Origin of the sequence: Rhizobium rosettiformans W3 (genome assembly GCF_004912135.1) — a bacterium.
In the GTDB taxonomy this organism is placed as follows: Bacteria; Pseudomonadota; Alphaproteobacteria; order Rhizobiales; family Rhizobiaceae; genus Allorhizobium; species Allorhizobium rosettiformans.
The window spans coordinates 1-26,821 of record NZ_STGU01000025.1; the positions used below are offsets into that span (position 1 = coordinate 1).

Consider the following 26,821-nt stretch of genomic DNA (forward strand, 5'->3'; position numbering starts at 1 on the left):
TTTCGTCGTGGTGCACTTACCGCCAAACAAACGCAGTGTGCTCGCCGCGATTTTTGACCTGAAATGTCAGCTTCGCGCGATTGAGGCGGAAGACAAGGAGCCCGTGCAAGCCGGGTTCATCTACTTCGCGCCCCCGAATTATCATTTGTCGCTCGAGGGACGAACGCATGTCGCTTTATCCAGCGAAGAGGAGGTCCTCTTCTCGCGGCCCTCGATCGACGTGGCATTCGAGAGCGCGGCAGATGCCTGGGGCAGCCAACTGACTGCCATTCTTTTGACTGGCGCCAATCATGATGGGGCCAATGGCCTGTCTGTCGTCGTTCGTTCTGGCGGAACGGCAATCATTCAGGATCCGACAGAAGCCTACGCCAAAGCCATGCCCGAGGCGGCCATACGTGCATGTCCGGATGCACGCATCATGACTTTGGCCGAAATCTCAACCTATTTGCAGAACATTCAATAATGAAGACCGAAGCCACATTTCTCCTCGTTGATGACCTTCCAGAAAATCTCCTTTCTCTGGAAGCACTGCTGCAACGCGATGACCGAACGCTCCTAAAAGCGCGATCCGGTGATGAAGCTCTTGAACTGCTCCTCCGACATGATGTGGCCCTGGCACTGATCGACGTTCAGATGCCAGGGCTTGATGGCTTTGAGCTTGCCGAACTCATGCGAGGCAATGAGCGGACACGGCGGGTTCCGATCATTTTCGTGACTGCCGGCACCCATACAGCCGAGCGGCGGTTCCAGGGGTATGAAGCGGGCGCCGTCGATTTTATTCAGAAACCGATTGAGCCGGATATTCTGCGCAGCAAGGCAGAGATTTTTGCAGAACTCTATCGCCAGCGTAAAATGATTTCCGAGCAGCGCGACCTTCTCGAGGCACAGACTCGCGCGCTTCAGCTCGCCGACAAGCGAAAGAACGAGTTCATCGGAGTTCTCGTCCATGAACTGCGCAACCCAATCGCCGCTCTCAATGGCGGGATGAAGCTCCTTTCAAGAAAGCCGGATGCTGGCAAGGTGGAGCAGATCCATGGCCTCATGCACCAACAGATGGACCACATAATCAGGCTCGTTGACGACCTGCTCGATGTATCACGGATAACGCAGGGCAAAATCAATCTCGTAAAGTCTGACTTTGACTTGAGAGATGCCATTCACTCTGCGCTGGACATGACCGGACAGGCGATCGAGGAGCGAAAACACGCGGTGACCATCAGGGTTCCGGAACAGCCGTGCATGATATCCGCTGACAAGGTACGGTTGACACAGTGCGTTTCAAACCTCGTGAATAATGCCGCAAAATACACGCCGATGGGCGGTCAGATTGAGGTAGCGATGGAAATACATCCGCGCACCTATCGCATCAGCGTCACTGACAATGGTCTCGGCCTCAGTGCCGAGGCCGCTGGCGCAATCTTCAGGATGTTCGAGCAAGTCGAAGAGCATCGGGATCATGCTCATGGGGGGCTTGGGATCGGGCTCGCCCTCGTCAAACAACTCATGGAGTTACATGGCGGCGATGTTTCTGTGTGGAGTGATGGCCCGGGGTTCGGCAGCGTCTTCACCCTTGAGCTGCCGATACAGGCAACGATAGCTCCATAGTGGAGAATGGCTGCTTTCAGGGTCTGTTCTGCCGCTCTCGAACGGCGGAAATGAAGGCGCACAGCTGCACCATCGCATTCGGCGCCTCAGTGCTTTTTGGCGCCCTAGCGGAAATTATTGCCGCTGTCCCGCCATGTTGACGTCGCCCCAAAGCCAGAGCACAAGGATGGCATCCACGGTCGCTTACGACAGGAAAACATAGGGAAATCAAAGGCGTATTTGTTAAGCCTTTGAAATAATGTGAGAATCCAAGCTCTCCAGGCGGGCCATTTTAGGTCGACTTTCCGCTAAAGATCAGCGATTGTTTCTCACAGAAAAAAGCGACGCCTTCTCAACAACTTGAGCCATTCCGGTTGCTGTTCTTCAGTCCATCCGTCGTGTTTGAGCGGGTCTCGCAGAACTGGCTGGGGATCAACCTAGGCGCACTCGTCAGAAAAAGGTCCTTGGACCTTCGGTTCGCGGGGGGAAGGCAGAGGTAGTTGTCTGACCAACCTCACCCCGTGGGCGGCCATAACGAAAGCAGATGACTGGATCAGCTTTTTTCATACAGACTTACGCCCCTGAAACATTGACAGTTTCCTTTTCATGGCCTCAACTGCAATTGTCAGACATCTTACATATATGGGGATCCGTGTCTGTCCTTTCACAGGAGGAATGTCATGAAAAAGTTCATCACCGGCCTGGCTCTGGGCGTTGCCGCCCTTGCCATGACGACCGCGGCGCATGCAGGCGCAACGCTCGACCGCGTCATGGAGAGAAAGGCGATGGTCGTCGCGACCAACAGCGGCTGGCCGCCGCAGAGCTATCTGGACGACAACAACGAGATGGTTGGGTTCGACATCGACGTGTCGAAGGAAATCGCCAAGCGTCTGGGCGTCGAGGTCAGCTTCGAGACGCCAGACTGGGCGACGCTGACCGGCGGCCGCTGGCAGGGGCGTTATGATCTCGGCGTCGGATCGGTCACTCCGACCAAGGCACGTGCGCAGGTCATCGATTTCGTCGGCATCTATTACTTCAGCCCCTATGTCTACGTCCTGCACAAGGATAGCACCGCAAAATCGGTCGAGGATCTGAAAGGCAAGATCATCGGAGTCGAGACGGCCACGACCTCGGAAGACTTCATCAATCGCCGGCTGGAAATCGACGCCCCCGGCCTGCCGCCGACCGAATACAAGCTGGAGCCGGGCGAGGTCCGCACGTTTGCCGACTCCATGCTGCCCTTCGACGATCTGCGTCTGGGTGACGGCGTTCGTCTCGACGCGGTGATCGCACCCGAACAGACCGCGCTCAACGCCATCAAGAACGGCTACCCGCTGCGCATTCTCGAGGGCGAATACGCCTTCCGCGAACCGCTGGTGGTGATCGCCGAAAAGGTCGACCCGGACTGGACCGCGAAGGTCGGCGGCATCATCGAGGAGATGAAGAAAGACGGCACTTTGGCCACCCTCACCACCAAGTGGTACGGCAAGGACTACAGCGCCAACTGATCCTAACGGGCGTGGAGATAAGGTTCTCCGCGCCCCAACCGCCCGGTGCCCTCATGAACTATCCCGATACCTACTATTCCCGCACGCTCGCCGACCGGAAGGAGCGCCCCGCTCTCTCTGGCAATATCGACTGCGACACTGTCGTGATCGGCGGCGGCCTGGCTGGCCTCACCACCGCTCTCCAACTGGCGCGTGGCGGGCAGAAGGTCGTGGTGCTCGAGTCACAGTCTGTCGGCTTCGGCGCATCCGGCCGCAACGGCGGTTTCGTCAGCGCGGGCTACGCGACGGGGGTCGAGAAGATTGCAAGGATCAACGGTACCGAGGCCGCAGACAAGCTCTACCTGATGTCGATCGAAGGTGTCGATTTCGTCCGAGACACCATTACCGGTCTCAACATTGCTGGTGCCAATCCGGTGGATGGGGTGACCAGCGTCATGCGCTATGACGACGGGGCCGGAATGCAAAGCCATGCAGCCGAGGCCCGGCACAAATACGGCCAGCGGCTTGAGTATCTCGACACGGCGACGGTCCGACAGAACCTGAAATCGAACCGCTATTTCCATGGTTTGCGCGACCCCCAGGCGTTTCACATTCACCCGCTCAACTACCTACGCGGCCTAGCAAACGAGATCGAGCGGCTTGGCGGTCTCATCTTTGAAGGCTCTCCCGCATTTGCTACCGATCTTGTGCCGGACAGGAAGCAAGTGCGCACGAGCAACGGTGTGGTGGCAGCTCGGACAGTGGTGTTCGCGACAGGGGGCTACACGGGGCCCGTCAATCCTCGCCTCAAGCGCGCGTTCCTGCCAATCGCAACTTATGTCATGGTCAGCGAAGAGGCGCCGGAAATGATCGCCTCCGCGATCAGGACGCGCGACGGCATTGGCGACAACCGCCGAGCGGGCGACTACTATCGCCTGATCGATGGTGGCAAACGCCTTCTCTGGGGCGGACGGATCACGACCCGCGCCGCGTCCACCTCCGGTCTCGTCCACGAGCTCCGGCGGGAGATGACCAACACCTATCCGCAACTCAGCGGACTCAGGACGGAACTCGCGTGGTCCGGTCTCATGGCCTATGCCCGCCACCTCATGCCCCAGATCGGCGAGATGCAGCCTGGTGTGTGGCATTGCACCGCATTTGGCGGTCACGGCCTCAACACCACGGCGATCGGCGGCAAGGTGGTTGCAGAGGCGATCCTCGGGCAGAGCGATCGCCACCGCCTGTTTTCGCCCTTTGGCCTGGACTGGGCCGGCGGTGTGGCTGGCCTTGCCGTGGCACAACTGACCTACTGGAAGCTCCAGGCGCAGGACTGGTGGCGCGAGCGGGCGGCCTGAAAGGACATGGCAGAATGATCGGTCGTCTCATACTTACATATCCCGCAGCAGCGCGCCGGATAGGCGGACTTCTAATGCTTGCGCTGGTGGCTGGAGCCCTCTATGGCTTAGGCGTCAGCTCTGCCTGGATCGGCAGGCTCATTCCGGCTTCCGAAGGTTTTCTCGCCGACAACCCGTCGGCGGCAAGAGCGCTTTCTGCAGCGGTGATCGCCATCGTCATCGCCATCAACTGGAAGCTCCTGCACCTCTTGAAGAGGAACTACCAGATCGTCGCAGTGTGGATGGAATTGTTCGCCCTGCTGATGGTTTTCTTCCATTCTTTCGACCTGTCGTTCGCTTTCATCGCCAAGAAAATCGGCTTCCTGATCACTCAAGGCGTGACAACGACACTGTTCATTTCGGCGATCTCGATCGCCATCGCCACAGCCATTGCCTTGGCCGGTGCCATTGCCAAGCTCTCGCGCAACGGTGTCATCTATGGCCTGGCGACGTTTTACACGTCGCTCTTTCGGGGCCTGCCCTTGCTCATGCAGATCTACATCATCTATCTGGGCCTGCCTCAGGTGGGTTATGTCATCGGCGCCATCCCCGCCGGGATCCTGGCCCTCTCCCTCTGCTACGGTGCCTATATGACGGAAATCTTCCGTGCCGGCATCGAGAGCATTTCCCGAGGCCAGACCGAGGGTGCCACCGCACTTGGCCTGTCGCCGAGCCAGACCATGGGGCTCGTCATACTGCCCCAGGCAATGCGAGTCATCATTCCTCCGACCGGCAACCAGTTCATCGCGATGCTGAAGGACTCATCCCTCGTGTCGGTCGTCGGCGTCTGGGAGATCATGTATCTCGCCCGTACACAGGGGCAGACGGAATTCCGCCACATCGAAATGCTGATCACGGCCTCGATGATCTACTGGATCCTGTCGATCAGCCTCGAGTTTCTGCAGGCGCGGATCGAGGAGCGCTTCGGGCGGTTCAATGTCCGCTGACATCGCTCCCGTCCCTGGCGCCGCGTCCGGGTCGAACAACAGGCGCGGCGTCCTTCTGACCCTTGCGGCATTTGCCGTCTTTTCCGGCACCGACGCTCTGGTGAAACTGAGCGTCGAGCGGCTGCCGGCACCGCAGGTCACTCTTCTGGTCACGGTCGGCGCCTTCATCCTGCTGTGTGGCCATGCCGTGGTGACAGGGGGCGTGACCCGTCTCCTTCCCCGCCAGCCCGGCATCGCGGTGCTGCGCGCAGTTCTGCTCGCAGGGGACACGCTGCTGATCCATTACGCTTTCGCGCTCCTGCCCTTGTCGGAAGCCTATCTTCTTGCCTTTCTAACACCGATCCTGGTGGCTCTGATGTCCTGGCTCGTCCTGCGGGAGCGGCTGTCCGTGAGTGGATGGACCGGAGTTGTCCTTGGATTTGCGGGCGTGGCGATCGCGTTGCAGCCCGGTGCCGCGTCCCTGAACCTCGGCCACCTGGCAGCCCTCGGTTCGGCCGTGCTGTTTGCGCTCTCCCTGATCCTGCTGCGCAAGACAAGGGTCGAGGAGAATGACGAGGCGCTTCTGTCGTCGCTGTTCATCATCCTGATGCCGCTCGCGCTGGCGGCCGCCTTGCTGCACGGAGGCCTTTCTCCAGTTCGCCCCGTCGAGGGCGTTCTGATGGCGGCCGGCGGCATGCTGCTGCTCGCCGGACATGGGCTGCTCATCCGTGCCTTCCGAATTGCGGAAGCTTCGGTCGTTGCCCCTTTCCAGTACAGCCAGATCATCTGGGGCTGCTTCTACGGCGCCCTGATGTTTGCCGCCCCTATCGAAGTTCACACCCTGGTCGGAGCCGGCATCATCATGGTCTCCGGCTGGCTGGTTCTCAGAAAAAGTCGAGGAGACATCCATGATCCAAACCCCCGAGGCGATGCCGGAAATCACGCTTAAGAGCGTGCACAAGTGGTACGGCACCTTTCACGCTCTCGATGATATCAACCTCGACATCATGAGGGGCGAACGTGTGGTGATCTGCGGCCCCTCGGGATCGGGCAAGTCGACACTGATACGCTGCGTCAACCGGTTGGAAGCGCATCAGGAAGGCAGGATTATCGTCGGTGGGATCGAGCTCGACGGCGATGAGAAGAAGGCCGACCTCGTGCGGAGGGATGTCGGCATGGTTTTCCAGCAATTCAATCTCTTTCCGCACCTGACCATTCTGGAGAACTGCATCCTGGCACCGGTCTGGGTGAAGAAAATGCCCAAGAGCGAGGCCCGTCGGATCGCCATGCATTTCCTCGAGCGCGTGCGGATCCCCGAGCAGGCCGACAAATATCCCGGCCAGCTCTCCGGCGGTCAGCAGCAGCGCGTCGCCATCGCCCGGGCGCTGTGCATGAACCCGCGCGTCATGCTGTTCGACGAGCCGACTTCGGCCCTCGACCCCGAAATGGTCAAGGAAGTGCTCGACACGATGGTGGCGCTCGCGAACGAAGGCATGACCATGGTCTGCGTTACCCATGAAATGGGATTCGCGCGCGAGGTGGCCGACCGCGTCATATTCATGGACCGAGGCTCTATTATCGAAGAGGCCCCACCGGCTGATTTCTTCGCGAGACCCCGGACGGATCGCGCCAGCCTGTTCCTCAGCCAGTTGCTGCATTGAACTGGAGGCTGCCCTTCACTTCCTCACGAGGCTGAAGGTGAAATGGCTGCCGCGATGATAGTCCAGCGCATAGTTCACCGGCTTGCCCGCCGCATCGAAACAGGTCTCGGCGATCAGCAGGGCCGGGCCAAAGTCGCGAAGATCGTGGCGCTCGACGACGTCGTCCGGCAGCATGACTGACGATACCGTCGCGGCCGACATCCGCGGGCGATGGCGATGCTGCTCGAGCAGGTTAAGCAAGGAGCCGCTCCAGTCTATGTCGTAGAGCTTGGCAGGTATGATGGTGCGTGGCACATAGTCGATGCAATAGAGGATCGGTTCCTCGTCGTGCAGGCGCAATCGTTCGATCCGGATGACGCGCGCCTTGGCTTCGAGACACATCTTCTCGGACACGACCGCCGGCGGATCCTCCTCGCTGATCGAGAGCACCTTGTTGACAGGCTTGTAGCCGTAATGCTGCGCCATGTCGGTGACGCTTTCGAAGACGGTGATCGGTCTGTCCACCTGCACGGCTGACATGGCGGAGATGAACCGTCCGCGGCCATGCTCCACGTAGATGATGTCGTCCTGCTCGAGGAGTTTCAGAGCTTCGCGCAGCGCAGGACGGGAAATGTGGAACCGTTGCGTCAATTGCGCCTCGGTAGGGAGCTTGTCGCCGGGCTTGAGCCCCTCCGCGCGTATGAGCTCTGCAATCCGGTCCCGAAGCTGGATTGCCAGGGTTCTGGAGTCACGGATCGGTTCGTCCACGGTTACCTCGCACATTGTCTGAACTCGTTCTTGTCTGACAAAGTCTTGCAGGTCAAGCGCCGCTCGTGACCGTTAGAGCCGTGACTGCGTCGCAAGATTGGCATATATTTCCTCCTGACGCCTCCCTTGACGAAAAGCAGCAAAGATGTCAGTTGTCTTACAACATTTGACCTCTTGAGCCTGTAGCGCCGTCAAGTACTGGAGAAGCGACCCATGCTGAATTTCGACGAACCCCGTTTCCTCAAGATCCAGGGAGGTGCCGTGGCTCTGCGCGCGCGTCTCGATCGGGTAGTTTCGGATTGTCTGACGGCAGGAGCCGAAAACATCTACTTCCTCGGCACAGGCGGCGCGGCCATTCTGATGCAGCCGGCAGCGCAGCTCCTGCAACGCTGCTCCCGTTTCCCCGCCTTCATAGACATGCCGGCAGAGCTGATCTTGACGGGGTCTGCAAACCTGACGTCCAAGTCCATCATCGTCATGCCCTCCCTTTCGGGCACGACCAAGGAAAGCGTCGCACTGCTCGCCCAGATGAAAGAGATTGGCGCCACGGTGATCACGCTGGTCGGTCATGCCGACACGCCGCTCGGCAAGGGGGGCGATCATGTCTTCGTGAATTTTGCCGAAGACGACACCTCCTGCGAATCCTTCTATCTGCAGTCGCTGTTCATCGCCCTTTCAATCATGCGTCACCGCGGGGAGATCTCCAACTATGCCGAGATCGCAGCCGAGCTCGAGCGGCTCCCAACCCTGCTCCTCGACGTGAAGCGCGCTTATGAGCCGAAAGCTCAAGAATTCGCGAGCAAGCTGGCCGCGGCCGACTATCACATCATCACCGGTGCCGGAAACGTCTGGCCGGCAGCATTCTATTACGGGATGTGCATTCTGGAAGAGATGCAGTGGATCCGCACACGCCCGGTTCATGCCTCCGATTTCTTCCACGGAACCCTGGAGCTGATCGACAAGGATGTCAGCCTCATCCTGTTCAAGGGCGAAGACGCCCTTCGCCCGCTTGCAGAGCGCGTGGAGAATTTCGCTCCTGCCTATACCGAGAAGATGACGGTGCTGGACACTGCGGAATTCGAGCTTCCCGGGATTTCACAGGAGGTTCGTGCGCTGATCTCACCGATCCTGCTCGCCACGGTCCTTGAACGGATCAGCGCGCATCTTGAGGTGATGCGCAATCATCCGCTGACGACGCGCCGCTATTACAAGCGTGTCGCCTACTGATACGGTTCTTGACGATTCGGAGGTCGCGCGCTCGAGCTGCGCGGCCCCGACGGAAGGTTGGGAGGGGATAACATGCTCAGGTTTGCCGCAGTCGGCGATAACTGCATTGATCGGTTCCGCCCTTCCGGCATGTCGCTGATCGGCGGTAATGCCGTGAATGTCGCCGTTCAGCTTGCGCGTCTCGGACACGAGTCCCACTATTTTGGTGCTGTCGGTGACGACGCTGATGGTCATCGCACGATCAAGGAGCTGGCTGTCCATGGCGTGCAGGTCGCCAACGTGCAGCTTCGACCGGGCCACACGGCCTTCACCCTGATTGACATCCTCCCCTCCGGGGAGCGGGTCTTTACCCACGAGGACTTCGGTGTCTGCGCCGGATACAGGCCCACGCCGGAAGATCTGGAGAAGCTCAAGCAGATGGATCACGTCCATATCGGCTGGATGGACGACCAGGGAGCGCTGCGCCAGGAGCTCTGTCGCTCAGGCGTGAATGTATCCCAGGACATTTCAGTCAATAGCGACGTTCAGAACCTTGGCGTTTCCGGCCTGGCGATCGCATTTGGCTCGGCGGGCGAGGACGATGCGGCGGCCGATGCGATGCTGCACCGGCTGGTCTCCGATGGTGCCCGACTGGCCGTCGTCACGCGCGGTGCAAAAGGAGCGTCCGTGAGCGATGGCGAGCGATCGGCCACGAGCGGCATCGAGCCGATCGAGGTGATCGACACGACAGGTGCCGGCGACAGCTTCATTGCAGGGTTCCTTTCGGCCAACCTTTCGGGTCGTGACTGGGCGACCTGCCTGGAAAGTGGTCGCAGCTTGGCCGCCAGGACCTGTGGGCATGTCGGCGGCTTTCCTCAGGCCTAGCGGATCTGAGACACGACCAGCACCAGGCGCAGTGCAGAGCGGAAATCATTTCCTGATAGGCAGCAAGATCAAACGGCCTCTATCGGCGCAATCAGATGTCTTCGATAGCGTAGGGAGGCTGGACCTGCGCGCATAGTAGGCGGGAGCCCAGTGTCTCCCGCCCGAGGCGAACCTTCACCTAAGTCAGGTTGCTCATGTGAAGTTGCAGGAGTTCATCGTAGCAAGACGGGTTTGCGGCGAGCACTGGATGACCATTCAGGAACTCGGCACCACTTCCCGGCAAATGAAGGGCCGTCCCACCAGCTTCGCGGACGAGGCAGAAGCCCGCCATGCAGTCCCACGCTCGCATATGCGGCTCGTAATACCCAACCAAGCGTCCCGCTGCGACATAGGCCAGCATCAGCGCACCCGACCCGTTGCGGATGAAATTGCCGCCTCGAGCCATGAGGCCGGCGATGATCGCACCGACGCGTTCGGGGGTGACGTAGTTGTTGCAGCCTATCCCCGTCATTGCATTCTGCAGATTGCGGCTGGGATCAAGGTGCAGGGGCTTGTCGTTCAGGGTCGCACCAAAGCCATGTGCAGAGGCGAATAGCTCATCCGAGCAGGGCACATGGATGACCCCGACCACCGGCTCCCCACCCCGCACGATCGCGATGGAAACACACCAGGTCGGCATGCCATTGACAAAAGGAGCCGTGCCGTCGATCGGATCAACGACCCAGGTAAAGCCTGAGCAACCCTCGTCATGGCCGAACTCCTCTCCCAGGAAACCGTCATTGGCGTAGATTTCGGCCACGCGTTGCTTGAGGAAGGTCTCGACATTCCGGTCGGCAATTGAGACCACATCCTGCAAGTCGCGCTTCGTCTCAATCACCAGCGTGTCCCGCCGATTGAAATAGTCAAGGGCCATCGCCCCTGCTTCGGCGGCCAGCGTCTTGGCCAGCGCAAAACGCGCTGCGAGAGCCGTATCATTCACTGTCATTCTCTTCTTCCTTGATCTTTCTGAAATGGGATCAGCCGCTTATGACGGCAATGCCACGGTTCTTGAACGCAAGTGTGACGTCACTTGCGGCAGCATGGGCATGGTCGACGTCGTGATCGATGACGAAGAGCGTTCCGACGTCGGTCTCGACTTCATATTCGACATGACCGCCGAGATAGGCCGAGTGGAGCACGCGGCCCTTCAACCCTTGTGCGTCAGCAGAACCTATCCGGATGGCGCCGGGTCGGACTGCGAGTTTGGCTGGACCTTGGCCCGCTTTGGACTGCAGGCGATGCTCGATATTGCTGACACGCACGAGCACTTCCCCACCATCAGACCGGACCACCTCGCAGGGCAGCACGTTCGCCTCCCCCATGAAGTCAGCGATGAAGGGGGAGGCCGGGGCTTCATAAAGTTCGCGCGGCTCACCGGACTGGGCGATTTCGCCATCCTTCATCACGATAATCCGGTCGGAAACGGCAAGCGCCTCGTCCTGATCGTGCGTCACATATACGGCGGTGAAACCGAGACGCTGCTGGAGGTCGCGAATTTCCGTGCGGACGCGGCGGCGAAGCCGTGCATCGAGGTTGGAGAGCGGTTCGTCGAGCAATAGCACCTGAGGTTCGAGAACCAAAGCACGAGCCACCGCAACGCGCTGCTGCTGGCCGCCTGAGAGTTCTGAAGGAAGGCGATGCCCCATGCCGGCGAGGCCAACGAGCTTGAGGCCCTCCTCGGCCCTCTCGCGCGCTTCCCTTTTGCCGAGGCCCAAAGACTCCAGTCCGTAGGCGACATTTTCGAGCGAGGTCATGTGCGGAAAGAGCGCATAGGACTGGAAAACCATCGACACGTCACGCGCGTTTGCCGGCAGCATGGTCACATCGTTGCCGCCAATCAGGATCTTGCCGGAGGTCGGATGCTCCAGACCCGCCAGCATGCGCAAAGTCGTCGTCTTGCCGCAGCCGGAGGGACCAAGCAGGGTGACCAGCGTTCCGGGCTCGATGGTGAGTGAAAGATCATGGATGGCGGTGAAGGCGCCGAAGGTCTTGCGGACGTTCTGGAAGGTGACGGATCCGGCTTTGACAGTGATCATGCGGTTTTCTCCTGACCGAGAGGAACGGGACTGTTGTTGCCGAGACCGGCAATACGGTTTTCGCGACGCAGCTTGCGCTCGCCGACGAGGAGCTGGAAACCACCGATGACGGTGATCATCACGACGATCAGCATCGAGGAATAGGCGATCGCCACGCCGTATTCGCCGTTTTCAACGAGGCCCACGATGTAGGAAGTCGCCATGTTGTGTTCGGCGCTGACCAGGAAGATTACAGCGCTGATCGAGGTGATGGCGCGGACTAAGGAGTAGACGAGCGCGGCGGTGATCGCCGGGCGCAAAAGCGGCAGGATGATCTTGCGGACCGTGCGGAAGCTGTCTGCCCGCAGCGTCAGCGAAGCTTCATCCAGGCTCTTGTCGAGCTGGCTCATCGCCGCGATCCCGCCACGCACGCCGACCGGCATGTTGCGGAAGACGAAGCAGGCGATCAAGATCAACGCCGAACCGGTCATTTCCAGCGGCGGCAGGTTGAAGGCCATGATGTAGCTGACGCCGATGACCGTGCCGGGGATGGCGAAGCTCATCATCAGGGCGAACTCGAAGAGGTTCCGGCCAGCGAATTTCTGCCGCACGATGATGTAGGCGGTGAGCAGACCGACAGCGGCCGTCAGAGGCGCGGAGATCAGCGAGATCTCCATGGTCGTCCAGAAGGAATTCCAGGCAACACCCGTCCAGGCGATCGAGCCGTTCTGGATGCTGACAGAAAACGCGCGGGCGTAATGCTCAAGTGTCAGCGTGTTGTCGAGGCCCCAGGTGGTCACAAAGCCGCCGACGAGGATCATCCCGTAGACGACGACGGTGAAGATCATCCACGGGATGACAAGAGCATGCACGCCGATCGAGATGCCACGTGGTAGCGCGATATGGGCGCCGCTGTCGCCCTTGCCGGTGACGGTCGCGAAGTTCTTCCCCGACAGCCAGACCCGCTGGGCCACGAAGGCCGACAACGTGAAGAAGAGGAGGACGAGCGCCAGGACGGCTGCTCGCGACGGATCATTCTGCGAGCCGACCACAGCGAAGAAGATCTCGGTCGAGAGCACGCCATTGCTGCCGCCGAGCACCAGCGGATTGCCGAAATCTGCCATGCTTTCGATGAAGCCGATCAGGAAGGCGTTGGCGAGGCCCGGCTTCATCAGAGGTAGGGATACCCGCCAGAAGGTGCGCAAGCGGTCCGCGCGCAGCGTCTGCGACGCCTCCTCCATCGATGGGCTGACGCCCTCGACGACGCCGATCAGGACGAGGAAGGAAATGGGGGTGAAGGATAGGACCTGGGCAATCCAGATGCCGGTCAGGCCGTAGAGCCAGCGCCCAGGCTCGATCCCAAACAAGCTCGATAGGGTCTCAGTGACCACGCCGGCGCGACCGAAGAGCAGGACGAGCGCAAGGCCAATGACGAAGGGCGGCGTAATGATCGGCAGGACGGTCAGAAGCCGCAGTCCCTTCTTGAATGGGAATCGGGTGCGGGTGGCGACGAGAGCGAAGGCTAGCCCCAGCAGAGTGGAGGCGGACGCCGTCATGATTGCGAGCGTGAAGGTGCGCCAGGCGACGCCGCAGCGTCCTTCATCGATTACACAGCTTAGGCTCCAAATGCCCGGATCCTGAAGATTCTTTATGAAACCATCGGGCTTGAAGGAGCCATCGAAATCCTGAACTGCGGCCACCAGCATGCTGCCAATCGGATAGAAAACGAAGACGAAGACGAGAAAGACAAGCAGAGAGATAGACCCGACCACAAATGCGTCGCCTTTCATGACCCCGCGCTCGACCAAGCCGAAGGCGAACATGAGGACGAAGACGATCGCCATAGTGACGGCACCGGCCCCCATGGAGGGCTGCCCGTCGGAAAGCGGTCCGATAAGGGCTTCGCTGATCCCCCATGTCCAGCCGGAGAAGCCGACCGCCAGCCCCTGCAGGCAGAGATAGACGAGACCCGCCGCACCGGCCGCCGCAAACAACGCCCCACGGCGCATCGGATCGACAACAAAACGTGCCGCGAGACCGAAACCTAAGAAGAGGGCGACACCGAGAAGCCAAAGACGACCGTGACCCAACAACTGCAGAACGCCTGGCGCAGCGCTCTCCGTGAACGGAAAATCATCGAGCCAATCCAGGCCGAAGAAGCCCGATTCCAGCCTGTACCAGGGGAGCAGAATGAAGGACGCGGCTCCAAAGGCCAGCAACAGGTCCAGTCTGCGGTTACCATGTCTCATGGTCGACCTCATTCAAAATATCGGGAAGAGAGCAGAAGGAGGGTCGGCAGCCTCGCAGCTGCCGACCGTACGGCGCAAAGATCAGTTTGCGACGGCGCCAATCTCACGATCCCAGCGCTCAAGCAGTGCCTTGCGCTTTTCCGGATCACCATAGGTCTTGAAGTCATAGTCGATCAGCTTGATGTCCTCGAAGCGCGGGGCTTCCTTCGGGATCTCCGCGGTCTTGTTCGAGGGAAGCTGGAAGGATTTGGCATCCTTCATGCGGGACTGAACTTCCGGCTTCAGCGACCAGTCGTACCAGGTCTTGGCATTGTCCATGTTGCGAGCGCCCTTGACGATCGACATGGAGCCGATCTCGTATCCGGTGCCTTCACAAGGAGCGATCGACTTGACGGGGAAACCCTCGGCCGTCTGAGCCACGGCATCATGCATGAAGACGATGCCGAGACCAGTCTCGCCGCGGGCGGCGGCCTTCACCGGTGCGGACCCGGACTTGGTATATTGCGAGATGTTGGCGTTTAGGGACTTGAGATACTCGAAGGCCTTCTCTTCGCCCATGATCTGCACGAGCGAGGCGAGCGCCGTGTAGGCGGTCCCCGACGAGTTCGGGTTAGCGATCTGGATTTCGCCCTTCAGTTCCGGCGCCAGGAGGTCCGCCCAGCAGGAGGGCTCCTTGTAGCCCTTCTGCTTGAAGATTTCGGTGTTGTAGCCCCAGCCGAGCGCACCGGCATAGACTCCGACGGTCTTGAATCCGGAGCTTTCGGCTTGGTTCTTCGCCCAATCCTGTAGCTGATCGAGCATCGGCGACTTGTATTCCTCTGTCAGTCCCTCGGAGGCGGCCTGCAGGTGGGGGTCGCCGGTACCTGCCCACCACAGGTCCGTCTTCGGGTTGCGTGCTTCAGCGCGGATCTTGGCATAGGCCTCGCCCGAGGACATGCGAACCATGTTGACTTTGATGTCATGAGCTTTTTCGAAATCGCCCTGCATCTGCTCGCAGATAACGACGTCTGCAGCGCAGATGAGGTTGAGCTCACCCGCGGCCAGAGCCGAGCCGGCAGACAAGCTCGTGCCGGCAAAGAGTAGAGTGGACAGTATGGTCAGTCGCATGGGTATCCTCCTGTTGCTTGCGTCTGAAGTCGAAGAAACTGACAAGCCTTCGGCGGCGGTGCCGAAAGGCACCGTTTCCGCGGCGGTCCTGGTATTGAAAAGATCAGTTGATCGGGTTGATCTCGCGATCGAAGCGGCTCAACAGCCGACTTCGCTGTTCGGGTGAACCAAAGGTGGCGAAATCATAGTCCACCATCTTGATCATCGAGATGTCGGGAGCGGCCGGCGGCAGCATGGCCCTGGCGTTTGATGGGACCTGGTTCTGGCCTGCCGCGGCCCCGGTTGCCTGCCCTTCGGGGCTGAGCGCAAAATCGACGAAGCGGCGCGCCTCTTCCAGATTTTGGCTGCCCTTGACGATGCTGACCGCTCCGATTTCATAGCCGGTACCCTCGCAAGGCGCGACAATGACGAGAGGAGCGCCCGCCTCCTTCTGGGTAACGGCATCATGCATGAAGGAGATGCCGATAGTGATCTCTCCCCTGCCCGCCGCCTTGACCGGCTCGGCACCGGCCTTGGTGTATTCGGTGATATTCTGTCCGAGCTCGCGCATATAGGCGAAAGCCTCATCTTCGCCGAGGAGTTGCACCAGCGTGACGAGGGTCGTAAAGGCCGTGCCCGAGGAGTGGGGATTACCGGAAAGGATATGGCCGCGATAGATTGGCTTGGCAAGATCCTTCCAACAGTTGGGTGCCGGCAAGCCTGCAGCCGAGAGAAGATCCGCATTGTAGGCGAAGCCGAGCGCTCCGGCATAAAGGCCCACAGAACTGCCGCCAGACAGAGAGAAAAAGTTTCGCGCCCAGGGTAGAAGGTCGGCTTCCTGTTGGGGATGATGGGGCTCAAGGAGGCCTTCATAGGCAGCCTGCAGGTGCGTGACGCCGGTGCCGCCCCACCAGACATCGACGGTGGGCGCATCCTTCTCGGCCCGAACATAGTCGAGTATCTCCCCGGTGCTCATCCGCGGCATGTTGACCGCAAGACCGGTCTTGGCCTCGTAGGTCTTTTCCATGACGGCGCACCAGACCTCGTCAACACCGCAGAGAATGTTCAGCGTGTCGGCTGCCCGGGAACCCGTGGCCGCAGCGAAGGTCACAAGTACCCCGGCGCCGATGGCGGTCAATAACTTCACCTCGTCCTCCCTTGAAACCTCCCCGTTCCAATGCGTGAAACATGTCCGTATCACTCCGGGCTGGCAACCCGGGAAATGGTTACCGTTCTTTCAGGACGGCATCGTCACGCATTGCAGAGATTTCAAATGTTACAATTGTGTCGTCTGCCGATAACCAGCAAGTCTTTGGCGTTTTCCTATGTGACGGTTATGATGCAGATGGGAGGACTGCAACGTGTTGAACCAGAAGGTGAAAATTCTGATCGTTGAGGACGATCCGGATATGGCGGAGCTTATTTGTGATCTGGTGGAGGCAGAGGGGTGGATACCGATAACGGCACCATCCGCCGAAGCCGCACAAGAGCGATTGCAACACGAGACGGTTCAGCTTGTCCTGGTGGACCACAATCTGCCTGGGCTCTCCGGCCGGGCCTTTGCGCAGCGCTTGAGGGCTCAAACCGATGTCGGCATAGTCATGGTGACTGCAGCGGGCAGTGCGACCGATCGGGTTCTGGGACTGGAGACCGCAGCGGACGACTATGTCGTGAAGCCGTTCGAACCGAACGAACTGACCGCACGGATCAAGGCGGTTCTCCGGCGCACCCATCCTCAACTACGCCAGGACAGGGAGAGTGATCGCGATCAACCGCCCGCCGCCCTCAGGCTCGGTGAATGGGCCGTTGATCTCGGGCAACGCAGAGCAGTCTGCCTCGCCGATCCAACCAGAACGCTGACGGCAGCAGAGTTCGCTTTGCTGGAGATCCTCGCCGAGACACCGAACACGCCCGTGAGCCGCGCCCAGATTCTCGACCGAATGGGTGCCGACTCCGATCGTTTCGTTGATCGCAACGTCGATGTTCTGGTGCTGCGTCTCAGGCGCAAGATCGAGCGGAACCCGGACCTCCCATGCCATATCCAGACGCGGCGCGGCAGGGGGTATGTCTTGCACACCGACGACGCTGGATCCCTGCCTTGATCAACCGCGCCTTCCTCTCCTCCATCGCTTTTAGACTGCCCTTTGCAATTGCCTTCATTTGCGTCTCGGTTCTCCTGCTGTCGACCGTCGCCATCTATGGCCTGCAGAGGGCGCGCAGCGAAATGTCGGCCTACAGCGTGCAGGCCTTCTCGAGCCTTGCCAAGGCATCACTGGTTTCGAGGCAAGTTTCCGACCTTGTTTCGAGCGCACCATTCCTGATGAATGCCACCTCGCCCTATCGTGTTTCGAGCGAAAGCCGTGCGGTGGTCGCGCAGGTAGAGACACTGCTGGACACAATCGCACCGGATCAGCCAAGTGCGCCTGGGCAAGGCGCTGGTGCGCGCCGGATCATCGAACTCCTTGAAGATATCGAAGCGCAGACGCTGGCCCTCGCAGCCAATGCCGATGCCGCCCAGGAGCAGAAGGCCGAAGCAGCCGTGGCGCTTGGGGAAATAGCAACTGCCCGCACAATCCAGGATCAGGATCTTCGGCAGCGTATGAACGGTATTGCACAATCCGCATCAACATCGGACAGCCTCTTTCAGCTCGGCGAACTCCAACGGCGCTTCGTTGCCGAAACGACCGCCCGGATGTTGGTGCCTGCTCCCAACCTACGCATCTCCCCCGAACAGCTCGAACCATATCGACGAATCTTCGAGGCACAGACGCTTTACCTGCTTGAGATGTTCACCATCCGCGCGTCCGTCTCACGCCTGCACATCGTCTCGCGTGACCTCTCGCATGCAACCGAAACGCAGAGCGCACTCGTTGCCAGTGCGCTTAACCAGAACCTCGAAGCCACCTCGAGCGCGTTGCGCCAGTTGCTCGTCATGATCGTGCTTGCATCCTTTGCTGTCGTCATCCTGGCCATTCTGTCCATCCGCTCGGTCATGCGCGTTTCTCACGGGATCGGTGACCTATCGCGCGGGATGAATGCGCTGGCGCGCGGAGAGGAAAATGTGGGGCCACCCGTTTATGCAGGGACTGAAACGGAACTGATCCGGTTGCTCGACGCCTTCCGCGCCTTCAAGGAGAGCGTCGACCGCGTGTCGCGCCTCAGACGCACAGCGGAAGCGGCCGCGCGTACGATCCGATCGACCTTCAGGACGATGAACGAAGGCATTGCCCTCTTCGATCCGACAGGCCGACCGATCACCATGAACCGTCGCATCATCGAACTGATGCGACAAACGGGATCGTCGCGAAAAATGTCGCTGCGCCGGTTCGTTGGAACGGTCCCGGAGATTGATCCCCTGCTCATGCCGGCCGAAAACGAGCGCGGCTCACTCGTTGAGCGTCAGGTGCTTCGGCACCGGTTTTTCGACGACCAGGTGGTGGAGCTCTCTGCATCAAGGCAACCGGACGGCGGCGTGGTCCTCCTCGCCCGTGACGTGACCGCCATGGATCGCCAGGAGATGGAAGCCGCCCGCGCCCAGCGCCTTGATGTGGTAATGCGTATGACGCACCAGGTGAGCCACGAGGTCGGCAATATGATCGGCATCATTACCGGTAGTCTTGGCCTGCTGGAGCGCGAACCTGGCTTCACCGAACGGCAGAAGCGCCACCTCGGGCGCATACGAAAGGCCGCTGAACGAGGGCGCGCACTCGCCTCCAGCATGTTATCCGTCGGTAGCCAGCAGCAGATACGTCCCACCTCGATAGACATCGCCACGATCCTTCAAGGGATGGCTGATGTTCTCGAAATGGCGATTGGCGCCCGCAACCGTCTGGAGCTGGAGCTTGCCGCCAATCTGCCAACCGTTAGCCTTGATCCTGCGCTGCTGGAGCAATCGATACTCAACCTCTGCCTCAACGCAACTGCGGCCATGCCGGACGGCGGAGTGGTGCGCGTGGAGGCGCGGGGGGAGGCAGACACGGTGACCCTTGCGGTGATCGATCAGGGTGTGGGCATGTCACCTGAAGTCCTCGATCAGGCGATGGAACCCTACTTTACAACGCGCTCGAAAACCGGAGGCTCGGGCCTCGGGCTCGCGATGGTCTATGGGTTCGTCCGCCAGTCTGGAGGCGAAATCAGAATTACTTCTCGCCTGGGGGAAGGAACGCATGTGGAGCTCTGTTTTCCTTCCATCGAGGTCGAATGCAACGCCGTGGCGGGCTGAACACGAGCGGGTCCGATCTACCCAATGAAGGCCTTTAGCCCTGACCATTCAGCCGAGCATCAGCGAAACCTAGACAACCAATGGCGGAAATAATTGCCGCTCTCCCGCCATGTTGACGTCGGCCCAAAGCCAGGGCACAAAGATGGCATCCACGGTCGCTCGCGGCAGGAAAACAGAGGAAAATCAAAGGCTATTTTGTTAAGCTTTGAAATCATGTCAGAACCTAGGCTCTCTAGGCAGGCCATTTTAGGCCGGTTTTCCGCGTAGATTCGGCGGCTGTTTCTCACAGAAAAAAGCGGCGCCTTCTCAACAGCTTGAGCAATTCCGGCTGCTGTTCTTCAGGCCATCCTTCGTGCTTGACACGGGTCTTGCCGAATCGGCTGGGGACCCGTGCGCAATGAGCGCATGGGTGAGCAGGACACCGTCCGGTTCCGTCGCGCCGGCGGCGAAACCGGACGGTACGTTTTCAGGGGATGCTTCCATTGCCTGTCCCGAAGCCTAAGCGTTTTTTAGCAAAGCGCCTGCGGCTCGTTTTGACGCTGTGTCAGGCGCATGACAACGACATAGAACACCGGGACAAAGATCACCGCCAGGACGGTGCCGGAAATCATGCCGCCAAACAGGCCGGTTCCGATCGCGTTCTGGGTTTCCGAGCTTGCGCCTGAGGCAATGACCAGCGGCACGACGCCCAGGGTGAAGGCGAGCGAGGTCATGACGATGGGGCGCAGGCGCAGGCGCGCGGCCTCGACGACGGCTTCGGCAAGGCGCTCGCCATCGCTCTGACGCTTGCGGGCAAACTCGACGATCAACACCGCATTCTTGGCGGAAAGACCGATCAGCGTGATCAGGCCGACCTTGAAGAACACATCGTTTTCCAGTCCCCGCAGATGCACAGCAATGACAGCTCCGATCACGCCGAGGGGCACCACGAGCATGACGGAGAGCGGCACCGTCCAGCTTTCGTAGAGTGCGGCCAGCACCAAGAACACGACCAGAAACGAGAAGGCCATCAGCATTGGAGCCTGGGCACCGGATTGGCGCTCCTGCAGCGATTGTCCTGTCCACTCGATTGCAAAACCCTTGGGAAGCTTGAGCGCCAGTTGCTCGATCTCGTCCATCGCCTTGCCACTCGAAACACCTTGCGCGGCAGAACCGGAAATGCCGGTCGAAGGATATCCATTGTAGCGCGTGACCTGCAGCGGGATGGTCGACCATTCCGCCGTCACGATCTCCGACAGACGAACCATCTGGCCGGTGTCGCTTCGCACATGCAGGTTGAGAATATCATCAACCTGCATGCGGCTGGCCGGCTCTGCCTGGACGATGACCTGCTGCAACCGACCATCATGCGGGAAATCATTGACATAGGTCGAGCCGACGGCTCCGCTCAGCGTGTCGCTGATGGTGGGATAGGCGACGGCAAGGGCATTGGCCTTCTGGCGGTCAACGGTCAGCGTGACGCTCGGGCCGCTAGGAAGCCCGTCGACGCGGACGTCGCTCAAGAGCTTGCTCTCTGCTGCGAGCTGGGTGAGCTGGGCTGCTGCCGCTGCAAGTGCCTTTTCGCCATGATTGGCGCGATCCTGCAGTCTCAGCGAAAAACCCGAGGTCGTGCCCAGTTCATCGATTGCCGGCGGCTTCATGCTCATGACTTCGCCCTCGACTGCCGCGGCCATGGCGTCCGTTGCCGCGTTCACTTCGTCGTCGACAGTTGTCGAGCGCTTGTCCCAGTCCTTCATCGTCGTGAAAGACATGGCGGTATTGGCGCCGGAACCGGAAAAGCCGAAGCCCATGATCGTCAGGTTGTTGACGATATCCGGTCGCGTTTGCACATGCTTTTCGAAGAGGTCGACGACATCGCGCGTGCGCTCTGCCGTGGCCTCTGCGGGCAGCGTGAAGGAGGTCATGAAGGAGCCCTGGTCTTCTTCCGGCACGAATGTGGTCGACAGCCTTGCGTAGCCATAGGCGACCGCGCCGACAATCGCGAGATAGACGGAAGATCGTCCGACCGGTCTCTTGCACGAGGCTTGATACCCAGCCGGCATAGCGCTGCGTCAATCGATCAAAGCCACGGTTGAACCAGCCGAAGAAGCCTTTCCGTTGATGGTGATCGCTGCCGACAGGCTTCAGCAAAGTGGCGCAAAGGGCGGGTGTCAAGCTCAGTGCCAGAAAGGCGGAAAAGAGGATGGAGACAGCCATCGAGACCGTGAACTGACGGTAGATTGCGCCAACCGACCCGAAGGCCAGGCCCATCGGAAGAAGGACGGCCGTCATCACAAGGGTAATCCCGATGACAGCGCCGGTGATCTCGCTCATCGCCTTGCGGGTCGCCTCCCGTGGCGAGAGCCCCTCCTTCGCCATCAGCCGCTCGACATTTTCGACCACCACGATGGCGTCGTCGACGATGATGCCGATGGCGAGAACCATGCCGAACATGGTGAGAACATTGATCGAATAGCCGATCGCCAGCATCACGGCGAAAGTGCCAAGCAATGCGATAGGGGCAACGATCGCCGGAATGAGCGTGTAGCGGATGTTCTGCAGGAAGAGCAGCATGATCAGGAACACCAGCACCATGGCCTCGGCGAGCGTCTGGGCCACTTTCTCGATCGAAACCTTCACGAAGGGGGCTGTGTCATACGAAATCGCATAGTCGATGCCGGCCGGCATGGTGAGGGCAAGCTCTGCGAGCCGCGACCGCACGCCGCTTGCGGTACTCACCGCATTGGCACCGGGTGTCATCTGTATGGCGGCGGCGGTTGCAGGTTTGCCACCGTCGAGAATGGAAAAGCCGGAGGATTGGGATCCCACCTCGATCCGGGCGACCTCGCCGAGGGTCAATCGAGAGCCATCCGGGTTCGACCGCAGGATGACCTGAGCGAATTCCTCCTCGGTCTGGAGCTGGCCTTTGACATTGAGTGGCACGCTGACTGTCTGGCCGGGAACCGTCGGGGCATCGCCCAATCGACCAGGCGCTACCTGAAGGTTCTGCGACTGGATCGCCTGTGTGACCTCGGCCATGGACATCGAATGAGCCACGAGCCGCACCGGGTCGACCCAGATGCGCATGGCCGCTTCCGAACCGAAAGATTGCACGCGACCGACGCCGGCCACACGTTTCAACTCGGGAGCGATGTTGCGCACGAGATAATCATCAAGCGCAAGCGCGTCGAGACTTCCGTCCTTCGACTTCAGCGAGACGATCATCAGGAAGCCAGAGGACGCGGATTCGACGGACAATCCGGCGCGGCGAACCTGCTCTGGCAATCGTGGCTCGACTGCCTTCAAACGGTTCTGGACATCCACCTGCGCCAATTCCGGATCGGTCCCCGGCTTGAATGTCACGGTGATGGTCGTGGTTCCGGATGAATCGGCTGAGGAATCAAAATAGAGGACGTTCTTCACGCCCGAGATTTCGCGCTCGATCACACTGGTCACACTGTCATTGATCGCCTGCGGCGTGGCGCCCGGATAACTCGCGTAGATCGATACGCTCGGCGGCGCAATGGTCGGGTAGCGCGACACCGGCAACTGGGGAATGGCAATCAGCCCGGCAATCGCGATCATGATGGCGATGACCCAAGCAAAGACCGGCCGGTCGATAAAAAACTGCGGCATCATCCGCTCCTTAGCTCTGTGTCTCGGGGGAAGCCTGCATCGGCAAGGTGTCGAGCGGCTGGCCGTCCTGGACCCGCTCCTGGCCCAACACGACGATGGTTTCGCCGGCAGCAAGCCCAGTTTTGACGAGGTATTTTCCGTCAACGAGCGGTCCCAGTTCGACGGTTCGCTTCATGCCGGTCTTGTCCGCACCGACAATGATCAGCTGCGGCTTGCCTGAGGGGTCGCGCGTCACAGCTTCCTGCGGCACCAAAAGCGCTGCCGCATAGACCTCCCGCGGCACCATGGCACGGATGAACATACCCGGAAGAAGCTGCTCTTCGGGATTGGGGACGAGGATCCGGATACCGAGGCTGCCCGTGGCGCCATCGACAAAGATGTCGGAAAAGAGAACCCGGCCCGTCTGGCTGTATGGCTTGCCGGTTATGGTCTTGATTTTGACCGGCAGCTCTTCCGGGTTGCCCATTCCGGCGCCAGAAGCCGTTTCTCGCAGAGCTTCCAGGCTCATGGAGGACTGACGCACATCGACATAGACCTGATCGATCTGCTGAACCACGGCAAGCGCATTGGTCGCCGACGAGGATGCAAGGCCGCCTTCGGTCATGAAAGACTGGCCGATCCGACCGCTGATCGGGCTGCGGATGGTCGCGTAGGACAATTCGAGCTTCCGCCGCGCCAGATTGGCCTTGGCCTCCGCCGCACTCGCCTTGGCCTGGGCGAAAGCCGCTGTCGCATTGTTGAAGGCTTCGTCGCTGGTGACTTTTTGCGCCGACAAAAGCTCGGCGCGCTCGAACTTCACCTTGGCATTCACAAGTTCGGCTTGGGCGCGCGCAAGCACGGCAGAGGCCGCATCGACATCGGCGGCAAAAGGAGCCGGATCGATCTGGAACAGTGGCGTGTCTGCCTCAACAACAGCGCCTTCTTCAAAGAGCTTCTTCTTGATGATGCCATTCACCTGCGCCCGGATCTCGGCGGTGCGCAGCGCACTCACACGCCCTGGCAGCTCATCATGGATCGTGACGGCTTGCGGCTTTACAGTCATGACGCTGACGCGCGTGGCCTGTGTCTCGGCTGGCGGATTGTCTTGGCCAACCTCCGACTGATCGCTGCACGAGAACAGGAGTAGCAACGGCAGGCAAAGCAGGCCAAATATCCAGAAACGCGCCAGGTACTTCATCGGAGTGATCATCCATCTCGCTGAGTAACAATCTTGATGGCACTGCTCTAAAGCTGGTGCATTGGCGCTTTGTGGAGGTTTTGTTGCGATCGCGTGGAGGCGAACCGCGCCCACTCGACGCTTGGATGCTTCGGTGGCATTGAAGTCGCAAGGAGTGCGATGACCATGGCAGAACTTGTTTTGATTGCTGAAGACGATGCGGAGATCGCTGGCATCCTCGAGGCCTATTTCACCCGCGAGGGATTTCGCACGGTGCATGCCCGCGATGGGCAGGTGGCACTTGATCTGCACCGCTCGCTGAAACCCGACATCGTTCTGGCTGATATCACCATGCCGCGCGTGGATGGCTTTGAGCTTCTGGCCGAAATCCAGAGGCGCGGTCGCACGCCCGTCATCATGATCACGGCGCTCGATGAAGATGTGGATCGTTTGCAGGGCCTGCGGATCGGGGCGGACGATTATATCGTCAAGCCGTTCAATCCCATCGAGGTTGTCGCTCGCGCCAAGGCCGTGTTGCGGCGCGCGGGTTTGGCCCAAGCGGGTGCGATGATCCGCGCCGGAAATTTGACCATCGATCTCGACAGCTATCAGGCAATGATTGAAAAGGACGGGGTCAAGACCGCTCTTTCTCTGACACTTACCGAATTCCGGCTCCTCAGCCATCTGGCCAGAACCCCCACCAAGGCCTTCTCGCGAAGCGAACTCGTGGATGCCTGCCTGCCCGGTTCCGATGCGCTGGATCGCACAATCGACAGCCACCTGAGCAAGCTGCGCAAGAAACTCGAACAGGCGGGAGGCGAAGTTATGCTGATCAGTGTCAGAGGCATCGGCTACCGTCTGGCCGTCGATCGGGTATGCTGATGAAGGGTCTCAGCCGGCAAATCCTGCTTGCCATGGCATCCGTCACCGTCGCTGCGGGATTGCTGGTCTTTTTCGGGACGTACCTCGCCTTCAGCATCCTGTTCTATTTCTCCCCCTGGGCAGAAGACACGGACAACTGGGTGACTGGCTTCGATCTCATCACGCTCTTGGTCCTCATCTTCGTCGCGCTGATTGTTGCGGCGGTCGCGTCGATCAGACTGGCAGGGCGCATTCTTCAACCGCTGGAATCGCTCGCCCTCAGCGCCAGGAGGATCAAGGACGGCGACCTTTCGGCCCGCGCCATGCCCGGCGACCATTCGCTTGGCGAGACGGCCCTTCTCGTCGAAGACTTCAACGCCATGGCCCAGCGCCTGCAGGATATGGCAGCCGATATGACGCTCTGGAATGCCACGATCGCGCATGAATTGCGCACGCCGCTCACCATCCTCAAAGGGCGTCTTCAGGGCATGATCGATGGTGTCTTCAAGCCCGATGAAGAGTCTCTCCATGCGCTGGTCTTGCAGGTGGACTCGCTCGCCCGGCTGGTGGAAGACCTGCGAACGGTTACCTTGGCGGATAGCGGCCATCTCGACCTCCACCTACAGCCCGTGCGGCTGAAAGACGAGATCCAACGGATGGCCGGCGTGTTGGAACCGGAGTTGAAGGCAGACGGCTTTGCGCTCAAGCTTAGCCTCGATGATGTCGTGGTGACTGTCGATGCGATGCGGATCCGGCAAGTGCTGCTCGCCCTCGTCACCAATGCGCGTCGCTATGCCGTGCGCGGTACGGTCGAGATCAGCCTGCGGGTCGAGAATAATCGTGCGCTCTTACGGGTTACGGACGAAGGACCGGGGCTCGACGCCGACATTGCCTCGTCTGCTTTCGAACCCTTCAGACGGGGCAGCCATTCGGGCTCTCTGGAGAAAGGCGGGAATGGGCTCGGTCTCTCCGTGGTGCGCGCCATCGTTGAGGCGCATGGCGGCAAGATCCACTACGCGCCCTCCGATACGGGCGGCGCCATCTTCGAGATTGTGCTCGGCAAGCCCGCCTCTTGAGCCGCTGCTTGCCGCGGCTGCCCCTCGTTCCACAGAAGCTCCACACAATCTCCACAAGGAAGCAAACCCGGCTTGCTAGTGTCTACGCAGTCAATGCCATTACGCGCAGGATTGCGAAGCGCACCGCCATTGGGTCCGTGGGACCCCGGTCGCATGATTGAAAAGTTGGAGAGCAGCCATGACCAGTCACACCGTGAGCCTCACCATTGCAGATCGCAGCGATCTGCCGCACTTCAAGAGGGAACTCCAGGAGGCGTTTGCCCTCGCGGTCATCGACGAATACGGGGAATTGCCCGATGGCCCCATCCCTTCCGACGAGGACCTTGACCATTCCTTTAATGCGCCGGGCGCAGTCGCGCTGCGCATTCTCTGCAACGGCAAGACGGTCGGCGGCGCGGTGGTGACCATCAATGACGAGAGCCATCACAACACGCTGGATTTGTTCTTCCTGAAGGTCGGCGAACACGGGCATGGTCTCGGTCTCAAGGCGTGGTTTGCGATCGAAGCGCGCTATCCGGAGACCCTCACCTGGCGGACGCATACGCCGTATTTCGAGAAGAGGAACATCCACTTCTACGTCAACAAGTGTGGCTTCAAGATCATCGAGTTTTT

21 protein-coding genes and 1 pseudogene are annotated in these 26,821 nt (G+C 60.1%); 14 read left to right on the forward strand and 8 right to left on the reverse strand.

Annotated elements, in window-relative coordinates:
- The 7 genes from FAA86_RS22720 to FAA86_RS22750 all read left to right on the forward strand — a co-directional run.
- Nucleotides 1-463: chemotaxis protein CheB (locus FAA86_RS22720; RefSeq protein WP_136543425.1), on the forward strand; the 463-nt coding region annotated here is incomplete at its 5' end.
- A complete protein-coding gene (locus FAA86_RS22725; RefSeq protein ID WP_136543427.1) occupies nt 463-1,605 on the forward strand; it encodes a hybrid sensor histidine kinase/response regulator in 1,143 nt (380 codons plus the stop codon). The genes FAA86_RS22720 and FAA86_RS22725, both read left to right, overlap by 1 nt.
- Nucleotides 1,606-2,264: 659 nt before the next feature.
- Nucleotides 2,265-3,092: a transporter substrate-binding domain-containing protein gene (locus tag FAA86_RS22730; protein WP_136543429.1), complete on the forward strand. Its 828-nt coding sequence runs from the start codon at nt 2,265-2,267 to the stop codon at nt 3,090-3,092.
- Between the two features lie 53 nt (nt 3,093-3,145).
- Nucleotides 3,146-4,426 (forward strand): NAD(P)/FAD-dependent oxidoreductase, encoded by a 1,281-nt coding sequence (locus FAA86_RS22735; RefSeq protein WP_136543431.1) that lies wholly within the window; start codon nt 3,146-3,148, stop codon nt 4,424-4,426.
- 14 nt (nt 4,427-4,440) lie between these two features.
- Nucleotides 4,441-5,412 (forward strand): amino acid ABC transporter permease, encoded by a 972-nt coding sequence (locus tag FAA86_RS22740; RefSeq protein WP_136543433.1) that lies wholly within the window; start codon nt 4,441-4,443, stop codon nt 5,410-5,412.
- The gene (locus tag FAA86_RS22745; protein WP_136543435.1) at nt 5,402-6,340 is read left to right on the forward strand and encodes a DMT family transporter; all 939 of its coding nucleotides are present in this window, start codon (nt 5,402-5,404) and stop codon (nt 6,338-6,340) included. The genes FAA86_RS22740 and FAA86_RS22745 overlap by 11 nt, the downstream gene beginning before the upstream one ends.
- On the forward strand, nt 6,300-7,052 hold the full coding sequence (locus FAA86_RS22750) for an amino acid ABC transporter ATP-binding protein (RefSeq protein ID WP_136543437.1): 753 nt from the start codon (nt 6,300-6,302) through the stop codon (nt 7,050-7,052). The genes FAA86_RS22745 and FAA86_RS22750 overlap by 41 nt, the downstream gene beginning before the upstream one ends.
- Nucleotides 7,053-7,067: 15 nt before the next feature.
- Here the strand turns inward: FAA86_RS22750 and FAA86_RS22755 are convergent, their stop codons facing one another.
- On the reverse strand, nt 7,068-7,799 hold the full coding sequence (locus FAA86_RS22755; protein ID WP_136543439.1) for a GntR family transcriptional regulator: 732 nt from the start codon (nt 7,797-7,799) through the stop codon (nt 7,068-7,070).
- A gap of 213 nt (nt 7,800-8,012) precedes the next feature.
- Here FAA86_RS22755 and FAA86_RS22760 point away from each other — a divergent pair, with 213 nt between their 5' ends.
- Entirely contained in the window at nt 8,013-9,026 is a 1,014-nt protein-coding gene (locus FAA86_RS22760; RefSeq protein ID WP_136543441.1) for an SIS domain-containing protein, read from the forward strand.
- A 72-nt stretch (nt 9,027-9,098) separates the two neighbouring features.
- Nucleotides 9,099-9,890 carry a PfkB family carbohydrate kinase gene (locus FAA86_RS22765; RefSeq protein ID WP_136543443.1) on the forward strand — a complete coding sequence of 264 codons (792 nt, stop codon included), beginning with the start codon at nt 9,099-9,101 and terminating at the stop codon, nt 9,888-9,890.
- 178 nt (nt 9,891-10,068) lie between these two features.
- On the opposite strand, the gene FAA86_RS22770 is transcribed toward FAA86_RS22765, so the two are convergent.
- The 5 genes from FAA86_RS22770 to FAA86_RS22790 all read right to left on the reverse strand — a co-directional run bounded on the left by FAA86_RS22770 (nt 10,069) and on the right by FAA86_RS22790 (nt 16,426).
- On the reverse strand, nt 10,069-10,875 hold the full coding sequence (locus FAA86_RS22770; protein WP_136543445.1) for an inositol monophosphatase family protein: 807 nt from the start codon (nt 10,873-10,875) through the stop codon (nt 10,069-10,071).
- Nucleotides 10,876-10,906: 31 nt separating this feature from the next.
- Nucleotides 10,907-11,965, reverse strand: coding sequence for an ABC transporter ATP-binding protein (locus FAA86_RS22775; protein WP_136543447.1), 1,059 nt, complete (start codon nt 11,963-11,965; stop codon nt 10,907-10,909).
- Nucleotides 11,962-14,193, reverse strand: a complete 2,232-nt coding sequence (locus FAA86_RS22780; RefSeq protein ID WP_136543449.1) for an ABC transporter permease — start codon at nt 14,191-14,193, stop codon at nt 11,962-11,964. The genes FAA86_RS22775 and FAA86_RS22780 overlap by 4 nt, the downstream gene beginning before the upstream one ends.
- Before the next feature lie 81 nt (nt 14,194-14,274).
- Nucleotides 14,275-15,300, reverse strand: coding sequence for an ABC transporter substrate-binding protein (locus tag FAA86_RS22785; RefSeq protein ID WP_136543451.1), 1,026 nt, complete (start codon nt 15,298-15,300; stop codon nt 14,275-14,277).
- Between the two features lie 103 nt (nt 15,301-15,403).
- Nucleotides 15,404-16,426 (reverse strand): ABC transporter substrate-binding protein, encoded by a 1,023-nt coding sequence (locus FAA86_RS22790; RefSeq protein ID WP_377344333.1) that lies wholly within the window; start codon nt 16,424-16,426, stop codon nt 15,404-15,406.
- Between the two features lie 214 nt (nt 16,427-16,640).
- Between FAA86_RS22790 and FAA86_RS22795 the strand changes: the two genes are divergently transcribed.
- Both FAA86_RS22795 and FAA86_RS22800 read left to right on the forward strand, forming a co-directional pair.
- Complete coding sequence (locus FAA86_RS22795) at nt 16,641-17,381, forward strand: response regulator transcription factor (protein WP_136543453.1); 741 nt, start codon at nt 16,641-16,643, stop codon at nt 17,379-17,381.
- On the forward strand, nt 17,378-19,501 hold the full coding sequence (locus FAA86_RS22800; RefSeq protein ID WP_136543455.1) for a sensor histidine kinase: 2,124 nt from the start codon (nt 17,378-17,380) through the stop codon (nt 19,499-19,501). Before FAA86_RS22795 ends, FAA86_RS22800 begins: the two co-directional genes overlap by 4 nt.
- A 509-nt stretch (nt 19,502-20,010) precedes the next feature.
- Here the strand turns inward: FAA86_RS22800 and FAA86_RS22805 are convergent.
- Both FAA86_RS22805 and FAA86_RS22810 read right to left on the reverse strand, forming a co-directional pair.
- Nucleotides 20,011-23,116, reverse strand: a pseudogene (locus FAA86_RS22805) (multidrug efflux RND transporter permease subunit).
- A 10-nt stretch (nt 23,117-23,126) separates the two neighbouring features.
- Nucleotides 23,127-24,293 carry an efflux RND transporter periplasmic adaptor subunit gene (locus FAA86_RS22810; protein WP_136543457.1) on the reverse strand — a complete coding sequence of 389 codons (1,167 nt, stop codon included), beginning with the start codon at nt 24,291-24,293 and terminating at the stop codon, nt 23,127-23,129.
- 165 nt (nt 24,294-24,458) lie between these two features.
- Here FAA86_RS22810 and FAA86_RS22815 point away from each other — a divergent pair, with 165 nt between their 5' ends.
- From FAA86_RS22815 to FAA86_RS22825, 3 genes are all read left to right on the forward strand, one after another.
- The gene (locus FAA86_RS22815; protein WP_136543459.1) at nt 24,459-25,154 is read left to right on the forward strand and encodes a response regulator; all 696 of its coding nucleotides are present in this window, start codon (nt 24,459-24,461) and stop codon (nt 25,152-25,154) included.
- Nucleotides 25,154-26,209 carry an ATP-binding protein gene (locus FAA86_RS22820; RefSeq protein ID WP_167495076.1) on the forward strand — a complete coding sequence of 352 codons (1,056 nt, stop codon included), beginning with the start codon at nt 25,154-25,156 and terminating at the stop codon, nt 26,207-26,209. Before FAA86_RS22815 ends, FAA86_RS22820 begins: the two co-directional genes overlap by 1 nt.
- Before the next feature lie 178 nt (nt 26,210-26,387).
- Nucleotides 26,388-26,821 (forward strand): GNAT family N-acetyltransferase (locus tag FAA86_RS22825; RefSeq protein ID WP_136543463.1); only part of this gene is annotated, 434 nt, incomplete at its 3' end.